Annotated in this window: 7 protein-coding genes and 4 tRNA genes; 1 reads left to right on the top strand and 10 read right to left on the bottom strand. The window is 44.3% G+C overall.

The genetic code is table 11. The annotated features are described in order from the left end of the window. From BET10_RS21885 to BET10_RS16465, 4 genes are all read right to left on the bottom strand, one after another. Window positions 1–2,410 (bottom strand): FimV/HubP family polar landmark protein (locus tag BET10_RS21885; RefSeq protein ID WP_276204898.1); only part of this gene is annotated, 2,410 nt, incomplete at its 3' end. Between the two features lie 278 nt (window positions 2,411–2,688). After that, the gene (locus tag BET10_RS16475) at window positions 2,689–3,705 is read right to left on the bottom strand and encodes an aspartate-semialdehyde dehydrogenase (RefSeq protein ID WP_070986684.1); all 1,017 of its coding nucleotides are present in this window, start codon (window positions 3,703–3,705) and stop codon (window positions 2,689–2,691) included. 2 nt (window positions 3,706–3,707) lie between these two features. Continuing rightward, a complete protein-coding gene (locus BET10_RS16470) occupies window positions 3,708–4,841 on the bottom strand; it encodes a 4-phosphoerythronate dehydrogenase (RefSeq protein ID WP_070986683.1) in 1,134 nt (377 codons plus the stop codon). 93 nt (window positions 4,842–4,934) lie between these two features. Then, on the bottom strand, window positions 4,935–5,234 hold the full coding sequence (locus BET10_RS16465; protein WP_139158561.1) for a DUF6419 family natural product biosynthesis protein: 300 nt from the start codon (window positions 5,232–5,234) through the stop codon (window positions 4,935–4,937). Window positions 5,235–5,519: 285 nt separating this feature from the next. Between BET10_RS16465 and fadE the strand changes: the two genes are divergently transcribed. After that, window positions 5,520–7,973 carry an acyl-CoA dehydrogenase FadE gene (gene fadE, locus BET10_RS16460; protein WP_070986681.1) on the top strand — a complete coding sequence of 818 codons (2,454 nt, stop codon included), beginning with the start codon at window positions 5,520–5,522 and terminating at the stop codon, window positions 7,971–7,973. A gap of 56 nt (window positions 7,974–8,029) precedes the next feature. Here fadE and BET10_RS16455 read toward each other — a convergent pair whose 3' ends face one another. The 6 genes from BET10_RS16455 to BET10_RS16430 form a co-directional block, all read right to left on the bottom strand. Further along, a complete protein-coding gene (locus BET10_RS16455; protein ID WP_070986680.1) occupies window positions 8,030–9,100 on the bottom strand; it encodes a DUF6136 family protein in 1,071 nt (356 codons plus the stop codon). Between the two features lie 13 nt (window positions 9,101–9,113). Continuing rightward, window positions 9,114–9,701: an ABC transporter ATP-binding protein gene (locus BET10_RS16450; RefSeq protein WP_070986679.1), complete on the bottom strand. Its 588-nt coding sequence runs from the start codon at window positions 9,699–9,701 to the stop codon at window positions 9,114–9,116. A gap of 189 nt (window positions 9,702–9,890) precedes the next feature. Continuing rightward, window positions 9,891–9,967: transfer RNA gene (locus tag BET10_RS16445), tRNA-Asp, on the bottom strand. A 41-nt stretch (window positions 9,968–10,008) separates the two neighbouring features. Continuing rightward, a tRNA-Asp gene (locus tag BET10_RS16440) sits at window positions 10,009–10,085 on the bottom strand. A gap of 30 nt (window positions 10,086–10,115) precedes the next feature. Beyond that, a tRNA-Asp gene (locus BET10_RS16435) sits at window positions 10,116–10,192 on the bottom strand. Window positions 10,193–10,218: 26 nt separating this feature from the next. After that, window positions 10,219–10,295: transfer RNA gene (locus tag BET10_RS16430), tRNA-Asp, on the bottom strand. Window positions 10,296–10,375 lie beyond the last annotated feature (80 nt).

Raw genomic sequence — 10,375 nt, 5'->3', positions numbered from 1 at the left:
CGTCGATATCATCACTTTCTGTTTCACCTTCCTCAGGTTCATCCAACAAGGCGTTAATATCATCATCACTTTCTGTTTCACCTTCTTCAGGTTCATCCAACAAGGCGTCGATATCATCATTTTCTGTTTCATCTTCTGCTGGTTCATCTAACAAGGCGTCGATATCATCACTTTCTGTTTCACCTTCTTCAGGTTCATCCAACAAGGCGTCGATATCATCACTTTCTGTTTCACCTTCTGCTGGTTCATCTAACAAGGCGTCGATATCATCACTTTCTGTTTCACCTTCCTCAGGTTCATCCAACAAGGCGTCGATATCATCACTTTCTGTTTCACCTTCTTCAGGTTCATCCAACAAGGCGTCGATATCGTCGTCACTTTCAACGTCATCTTCTGCTGGTTCATCTAGCAGCGCATCAATATCGTCGTCACTTTCAACGTCATCTTCCTCAGGTTCATCCAACAAAGCGTCGATATCTACATCTGTACTATCAGAAACCTCATCTGCATCATCGGCCTGAGCCTCATCCAATAGTGCATCAATGTCATCGATATCCTCACCAACTTCTGGACCATCAACATCGTCATTATCTACAGCAGTGTCTGAACTATCCGCCTGAGTCTCATCCAGCAGAGCATCAATATCATCAATGTCCGCGTCTTCATCGCTAGCATCTGCGCTATCCGCCTGAGTCTCGTCCAGCAGAGCATCAACGTCATCAATCTCAGCACCTTCGTCGCTAGCGTCTGCGCTGTCCGCCTGATTCTCGTCCAGTAGAGCATCGATGTCATCAATGTCAGCACCTTCGTCACTAGCGTCTACGCTGTCCGTCTGAGTCTCATTCAGCAGAGCATCGATGTCATCAATGTTAGCACCTTCGTCGCTAGCGTCTGAGCTATCCACTTGTGCTTCTTTTAACAACGCGTCCACATCATCGCTGTCTATATCCGCTTCTGGCTGAGCAGCTTCATCAATCAAATCATCAATATCAAAGTCATCGTCGGAACTGTCTTCACCGGCGCTGTCAACTAACGCGTCAATATCGATATCTTCTTGATCATCAGCCAGCTCCTCACTCAGTGCCGCTAACGCATCATCGCTAACATCAACATCTAGTTCCTCTTCGTTAAATTCAGCACCTTCATCTAACAAATCATCAATGTTCTCGGAGCCGAAGTCATCATCATCAATGTCCAAGGAAACGTCATCGCCAGCATCATCGTTTTCACCATCAAAGCTTTGTTGTAAGAAATCATCGAGATCTTCTGGTATATCAGTCTCATTTGTTTCGTCATCAAATACGATGTCTTCATTTAACAAGCTATCAAGTTCATCTTGATCTAACTCACTAGTGCCCTCATCAAACGTATCATCTTCTAAAGAGTCAAACATAATGTCGTCATCTTCAGGCAAAATATCATCATCCAGCTGTACGCTATCTTCTATCTCTGTTTCTGGTGGTGCTGTTGGCATGCCCAAGTCAAGCGGATCAGTTGCGGCTGACGCTGCCGTCTTAGGCATAAAATCATCATCTTCAGCGGGGCTGTCTTGATCCTGTTTACGCTTACGCAAGAAGAAAATACCCGCACCAATCGCAAGTAAGGCTGGCAGTGTAGCCAGCAACATTAGCATCAGAGGGTCAGTTAATGCTGAGCTTAAATCAAAACTACTTTGCGCCTTTTTTCTTTGCTCTTCTTGACGTTCTATTAGCGCGGTTTGCAGGTTGATCATTGATTGGAGCTGTTGCTGGATCTCACTATCCTTACCCAACTGCTCCCGCACGCTTTGCAATTCTTCAGATATATTCCCCAGCTGCTTCTTGAGCTTGTCGTTTTCTTGGAGGATTTCTTCAACATTACGTACCGAACTTCTAAACTGAGACTGCAAATCCATGAGTCTTGAGTCTTGCTCTAGCTGAATGGACTTTAACTGTTTAGTTAGGGCGTCTTGGGCTTCTTCGACGTCAATCTTACGCGCTTGTGTGACTTTTTTTTGAGCTTGTTCAATCGTTTGGTTATCGAGCATACCGCTTTTTTTCAATTCCCAAAGCGCGTCATCCTGATCAGAACGCTGTTTTGCTAAATTTGGGTCTTCTTTGCGGATCTCTCCCATGGTTGGGATTTTTAGATAAGCACCATCGCGCATATGATTGAGGTTTTGATCCAAAAACGCCTGCGGGTTTTTACGATAAAGCGCACTCATCACCTGATAAATGGATACCGACTCATCAGGTCTAACTTTCTGAGCAATACGCCACAGCGTATCTGATGGTTTAATTGGCCCAATTGATCGACCTTGCTGACCATAGTCAACGCCTTTGGGCCCCTTTATCTGAGGCTCTTCTAGACTGTTAACTGGCAATGTGATCAATGTGAAGACAAAGATACAAAAAACGACAAAACCGCGCATGTTGGTCCTTTCAGTACTATGTTCAACATATTTTTTTGCTAAACATCAAAATGTTGCTAACGATTGCTACTGCAAGCTCTATTCCAAGTTCAAACTATAAACCAGTTACCTTGGAATATCCATTGCAACGCATTGAAAATTAACACGCTTATATCAAGCCATGGCAAAGCCATCGAGGTTGGAGACAAGAAGATAAGGCAAACATCTGACATCATTGCCATTGTTGTGGCAATTAACGGCAAAGTGCTGCCTCTTAGCAGCACTTTAAGAAAAGTGATTTACAAATAATTGGCAATGAGCTCTTCAGCGATTTGTACACTGTTAGTTGCAGCACCTTTTCGAGTGTTATCTGATACTATCCACAAGTTTAAGCCATGCGGATGAGAGATATCTTGACGTACTCGGCCAACATACACAGTGTCGTTGCCACTGGCATCACTCACAGGTGTCGGATAGTCATGTTCATCTTCGATAAGCTCAATACCAGGGGCATCGTTTAGAAGCTGTTTTACATGCTCAATGTCATACGGCATACGCGTTTCAAGGTGAACGGACTCTGCGTGACCGAAAAAGACAGGTACTCTGACTGCCGTAGGATTTACCATCACATTACTGTCACCCAAGATTTTATGCGTCTCCCACACCATTTTCATTTCTTCTTTGGTGTAACCGTTGTCTTGAAACTCATCAATTTGAGGAATAACGTTAAACGCGATTTGTTTGCTGAAAATCTGATTATCCACGGGCCTTGCATTCATAAGGTTTGCTGTTTGCTTAGCCAGTTCGTCTACCGCTTCTTTACCAGCGCCAGAAACGGCTTGATATGTAGAAACATTGATGCGATCGATACCATAAGCGTCATATATCGGCTTAAGTGCCACTAGCATTTGAATGGTTGAACAATTTGGATTAGCGATAATGTTGCGGTTACGAAAATCTGCCAGACTTTCTTTGTTTACCTCAGGCACAATCAAAGGTATGTCATACTCATATCTAAAGTGTGATGTGTTATCAATCACCACACAGCCCGCCTCGGCCGCTATTGGCGCATACTTTTCTGATACACTACCACCGGCTGAGAATAACCCAATGTGAGCTTGGCTAAAGTCAAATTGCTCAACATCCAATACTTCTATTTTTTCGCCGCGAAAATCAATTTCTTCTCCTGCGCTTCTACTACTTGCTAGCGCAAACAGCTGATCGACAGGAAACTTTCTTTCTTCAAGTGTTTCAATGATCTGTCGGCCTACCAAGCCCGTGGCTCCCAAAACCGCCACATTAAATTTTTGCGACATAATCAATCCTCATTCTTTTGTATAACATTAAAGCCTAACGAGGTGAGTAACCCACCATGTTCGCTCATATTTTCTATGCTCAGAGTGCTAAACTCACGACGTGGGGGATACGTTTTCCTCAAGCTGTCAAAACCATGGCTGGCTAAATTGGCTCTCATTAAGCCATCGTCACGACGAATATCATAGACCAAATGAACTAAGCGCCCTAAGTCGTGCTCTGTTAAGCTTTTTTCAGTTCTACATTTGGTTAAAGCCGGAACAGGCAAAAAGTCTTCTAGGCTTTTATCAACGCTTATCCCCAAACGCTGACAAAGTCCTTGGTAAAGCATCTGTGTGCCTCTTGCCTTACCCTCTTGGGTATGGCCCGCAATATGCACACTTGCAAAGCGCACATAAGGGAGTAACTCGGTCAAAATATTCGGCTCGTTTTCCCACACGTCCAACACAAGCTCTAAACGTTTCCCTTTTTGTAAGGCGCTGAGCAATGCTTGGTTATCTATCACATCACCACGGCTTGCGTTGATAACAAGCATGTTGTCCTTTAATTTTGAGATACGCTCAGCATCAAGTAAGTGGCGCGTTTGATGACGCCCCTCTTTAACCAAAGGCACATGAAACGTTACGATATCAGCCTGTGCTAGCACACTGTCTATATCTACATGCTCATCCAGAGTACCTGCTTCGTGCCGTACTGGGTCACACAATAGCAAGCGTAAGCCCAAATTAATCAGCTTCTGCTGTAGGCACTTTCCTATATTACCCACACCCACAATACCTAATGTTCTTCCTTCAAGGCTTGTACCAGTCTCTTGAGTGTATGCGTATAGCGCACTGATAACATATTCAGCAACGGCAATGGCATTACACCCAGGCGCACTCGAAAATGCGATATTTCGCTGTGCTAAATGAGCCGTATCGACATGATCAATGCCGATTGTCGCAGTGCCTACAAATTTAAGGTGTTGAGCCTGTGCGAGTAATTCTTCGTTTACCGTTGTAACAGAACGAACTAGCAGTGCATCGACTGCTTGCAGTGTTGATGCTTGTAAGTTGCGACCATCAAAACGCCTAACTTCACCTAAATCTGAGAAAAACTCCTCAACCAAAGGCATATTTTGATCTGCAAGGATCTTCATTGAATATTCCAAACTGGGCACGGGAGAGATATTGTATACCTAAGCCTAGGTGGAATGCGAGTTTCCACCCATATATTCGAGCGATTGTGCTGTTTACGCTTTGACTTTTACTTTGTGAATACCAATGGCGATACCAGCAAACATAATCATAAGTAAAAACATCACCATTAACGTCGCAGTTTTTTGTTCAGGCAAAATCAGTAAGGGGCTCATAACAACAGCAAATACATTAAAAAATGCTAGGGCTAGTGCTTTGTGTACATGGGCATGATAGCCATACCAAGCACTAATTAAGCAGCAAAATAAGTTAAAAAATACAGCGGGTGTGTAAACATTTATCGACATCCATGTCGCAAGCAGTGACACCGATATCACGATTGTTGAAATGATCATTAAAGGTTCCTCCTTGAACGCTTCTTCTGCTAAAACAATAGGCCCAAGCGCACAAAAAGCAACCACCGTTTTGCACCTTTCTCTCTCTTCGCTTCAGGAAAGTTTTGCATCATGGCAATTAGCCGCTACAAAGCGGGCGCTGTTGGTCAATGGCTATTTCTACCTACATCACGCTAAATCACCTACAGTTAACTACTATACAATGAAACGTTTTTTCTCTTGAAATGATCAGCCGTTAGAGCTAGTCTAGCCAAAGTGGTCAGACCTCTTATAAGGAAGAACAACATGACACTCTTATTCACCCTAGCCTTGATAGTACTTGTGAGCATCGCAAGCTATCACCGAGCAAGCTGGAACGCCTCTGTTGGCGTTGCTGCTGTAACATTACTTGTGGGTACTATTTTCGGTGCCTTTGGTGCGATTTCTTGGCTGATTTTCTTAGCCATAGTAGTGCCCCTTTCACTTACTAACATTCGCCAACAATACATTGTTGCCCCACTGTTCAAAGCGTTTAAGAAAGTAACGCCAACCATGTCTGAGACCGAAAAGTCGGCAATAGATGCGGGTACGACTTGGTGGGAAGCGGACCTATTTTGCGGTAACCCAGATTGGAAAAAGCTACACCAGTATCCTCAATCTCGTTTAACGATTGAAGAGCAAGCTTTTTTAGATGGCCCAGTTGAAGAAGTCTGTGCCATGTTGGACGATTGGAAAGCAACACATGAGCTAACCGACCTACCAGAAGACGTTTGGCAATACCTCAAAGATAATAAGTTCTTTGCAATGATCATCAAGAAACAATATGGTGGTCTGGAGTTCTCAGCCTATGCACAATCTTGTGTGCTTCAAAAGCTTACCAGTAAATCAACACTGCTATCTTCAATCGTTGGTGTGCCTAACTCCCTCGGTCCTGGTGAGTTATTGCAACATTACGGTACTCAAGAACAAAAAGACCATTATCTACCAAGACTTGCCAACGGTCAGGAAATCCCTTGCTTTGCTTTGACTTCACCTGAAGCAGGTTCTGATGCTTCTGCTATTCCTGATTTTGGTATCGTATGTAAAGGCGAATGGGAAGGCAAAGAAACGCTGGGTATTCGCTTAACTTGGAACAAACGTTATATTACCCTTGCACCAGTGGCAACTGTACTTGGTTTAGCGTTTAAACTACGCGACCCAGATGGTTTACTTGGTGACAACAAAGAGCCTGGTATTACTTGTGCTCTAATCCCAACCAATACGCCAGGTGTGAAAATTGGCCGCCGTCACTTCCCACTAAACGTGCCTTTCCAAAATGGTCCAACACAAGGTGAAGACATTTTTGTACCAATTGATTACATCATTGGTGGCCCTAAAATGGCTGGCCAAGGTTGGCGTATGTTGGTTGAATGTTTGTCTGTTGGCCGCGTGATAACCTTACCATCTAACTCAACTGGTGGTATTAAGTCTCTTGCGCTCGCAAGTGGTGCCTACAGCCGTATTCGTCGTCAGTTCAAGTTACCAATTGGTAAAATGGAAGGTATCGAAGAAGCCCTTGCTAAACTTGGTGGCTATGCCTATAGCACAGATGCCGCAGTGAGTATGTCTACCGGTGCGGTAGATCTAGGTGAAAAGCCATCAGTTGTCTCTGCAATTTTGAAATATCACCTGACCGAGCAAATGCGTGCATCGACCATGCATGCCATGGATATTCACGGTGGTAAGGGGATTTGCCTAGGTCCAAACAACTATCTGGGTCGTGGTTATCAAGGTGCACCAATCGCAATCACTGTTGAAGGGGCGAATATACTTACCCGTAACATGATCATTTATGGACAAGGGGCGATTCGCTGTCATCCATTCGTGCTTGCTGAGCTAAATGCAGTGAGTATGGAAGATAAACAAGCAGCATTAGAGAGCTTTGATAACTCACTTATGGGCCATATTGGCTTTACAATTTCTAACCTAGTAAGAACAAAGTGGCTAGCATTAACGGGGGCACGCTTCACCAAGGTGCCGTTTAATGACGAAACTGCTGTGTTTTATAGAAACGCCAGCCGCTATAGCGCATCACTAGCGCTTATGTCTGATATATGTATGGCTGTTTTTGGTGGTTCATTGAAGCGCAAAGAGCGTATTTCAGCGCGACTCGGTGACTTGTTGAGTTACTTATATTTAGTATCTGCAACATTGAAACGCTACAATGATGAAGGCCGTAAGAAAGAAGACTTACCATTCGTGCAGTGGAGCTGTCAGGAGCACTTGTACTTATGTCAAAGAGCACTTGCTGACTTAATCAATAATATGCCTTCAGCATTGCTAAGAGGCGTTTTAAAAGTGTTATTGTTCCCGTTCGGACGTCCGGTACGCAAACCTACGGATAAACTAGAGCAAAAAGTTGCACACTTACTGCAAACACCCAATGAGTCACGCGAGCGTCTAGGATCTCACATCTACCTAAAAGACGAACCTCTCAATATTTTAGGTAAACAAGAGCAAACCTTGCGCGATATTCTAGAAGTAGAACCTTTATTCGACAAAGTATGCCGTGCTAAAGGTGAAAAGCTACCATTTATACAACTAGATAAGGTCGCACAAATGGGCTTAGACGCTGGTATCTTGAATAAAGACGAGGCTGAGAAATTAGCTGCAGTTGAGGCCAAGCGTTTAGCTGTTATCAATGTTGATGATTTTGACCCAAGCGAGTTAACCGCAGGTCAAGGCAGCAAACCTAAATCTCAAGGTGCCAGTGCCGCGTAACCTTTTATATTCGTTAAAATGAGTCAAAGCCAGCTGCAATGCTGGCTTTTTTATATCTACATTAATGCCTTAACAAGGTATGTAAGCACAGCAAAGCTACCCCAACATACGGCAAGACGCTGCGGTATAGTGGCTGCACACCACTGCAACACAGGCGCTAGTATCAAAATTGCCAGCGAAAAAACATCAAACCTCAGTAATATCACTCCTGTAAGCCAACATAAGAAGTACAGTACAAATATCAATATATGTTGCGCCTGAGCCAGCGCACCTAATTGCTTTAAACTAGCCCAGAACAACCTGTGTTGATTGATGTATTTTGTGGTTTTGATACACAGCGATGCCCATATTAACGAAGCAAACAGAGCTGCCATCGGTGTATACCAATGCAATAATTCTGGTCGTTCCACCCCAATAACCGCTACACCCCAAACAACTAACAAACTTATACTTACACGCCAAGCCAATGACCAAGCGTGACACAAGCCGTACAAAGCCCAAAATGACCAGACCGTAAGTTTTGTTGGTGAATAACGTAATCGAATAGGCTTAACAAAACTCAGTGCAAGTAAACAAGCATTAAGCCATGCCAAATAAGCAAGGTTTGATGACGTTGTAGCTAACAGTACTAATGACGCTACAAGGGTCAATACAGCCGCTTGGGGCCGATAGAGCAGCATAATACCCATACCGAGCTGGGTTATCATAAAGCCAATAAAGTGAGGGGCTCTTGCAAGCTTATCAACCCCCATAGCCAGAGCCAGTATTAACGACATCCAAAGTAATACATGACTTGCAACTAATTGAGCAATGTCCGAGGCGATTAATCTAATTTTGCTTTTGGTAAGGCTATGGTGAAACATGCGATGAGCATCATCTAATATCGCAGGTTTTAATACGTTGAGTAGTAGTGTTTGTAACAACAAACAGCCCCATATAATCTGGTTAGAGGCTTGTTCACTGTCATTTTGAATGATTCTTCCCAAACCAAAAAACATAGCTGCGATAAGCCCCGGCAGAAATATATAAAATAATGTACTGATCATCAGTGCAAACTGATTTGCCTGCTTTAATAGCATTCTAAGCGCATAGCGATAGGCTGTAATTCGATATTGTAAGTAGGTCATGCACAGCTCTACATCAATCAGTGCTAAACAGCGGCTGAGTTGTAAACCCTATGTCTAAAAACGGTTGCGGTTCATGACTGCTTATCAGCACCTGACCTGAGAACGATGCCAACCACTGGCAAAGCACTTCTACGCCAGCCTGGTCAAGCGCTGCGCTAGGCTCATCGAGGATCAAATAGGGAGTATTACGCATGATAGCATTTAATAGTTGTAGCTTTTTATGATTACCAGATGATAAATCTTTGACGAACGTGTCCAAGAACCCTGTAAAACCAAACTGCTGTGCAAGTGCCAGCGGCATTTCACACTGCCAACTGACGCTGGTCATTGAAAGGATTTGACGCGCGGTTAAAAACTGAGGAAATGGCACCTTATCTGACGCTAACGCGACGCACTGTTGCAGTGCCGGCTTGTGCTCACCTGCAAGTAAAATTTGCCCATGATAATGAGGGTCTAGCCCTGCAATGATGGTAAACAGGGTCGTTTTTCCGAGTCCATTCTCGCCGAGGACGCAGCATTTAGAAGCGCGGAAGCAGTTGTCGTAGTTCTCAAACACAATTTTGTTGGCAAATTGTTTGTAAAGCTGCTTTATCTCTATCATTAATGCGCTCCTTTTTTACGAGCATCATATCAGTTAGAGGGACAACTTGAGACAACAGAAATGTTACAAGGTATATCGTATAAATATTTCTAAAAACAAAGAATTGACTAACTATACGCGATGAAGTTTAGGTGGATTTTGTGTTGTGGAAATGTTTAATATTTGACGTAAGCGAATGAGCTTAATAAATGGCGGAGTGGACGGGACTCGAACCCGCGACCCCCGGCGTGACAGGCCGGTATTCTAACCAACTGAACTACCACTCCGCAGTGGTATGTGTTTATAGAGCATCCTCTTTGATATCGAATGGCGGAGTGGACGGGACTCGAACCCGCGACCCCCGGCGTGACAGGCCGGTATTCTAACCAACTGAACTACCACTCCGCAGAGATATCATTATGAGTTTATTTGCATTGGCGGAGTGGACGGGACTCGAACCCGCGACCCCCGGCGTGACAGGCCGGTATTCTAACCAACTGAACTACCACTCCACTGAGCAAATAAAGGATTAAAACATTGGCGGAGTGGACGGGACTCGAACCCGCGACCCCCGGCGTGACAGGCCGGTATTCTAACCAACTGAACTACCACTCCACGGTGTTTTAATCTGTGCTTTTCTGTTGGCGGAGTGGACGGGACTCGAACCCGCGACCCCCGGCGTGACAGGCCGGTAT

Origin of the sequence: Pseudoalteromonas amylolytica, from assembly GCF_001854605.1 — a bacterium.
GTDB lineage: Bacteria > Pseudomonadota > Gammaproteobacteria > Enterobacterales > Alteromonadaceae > Pseudoalteromonas > Pseudoalteromonas amylolytica.
This window is presented reverse-complemented; position numbering and strand designations above follow the sequence as displayed.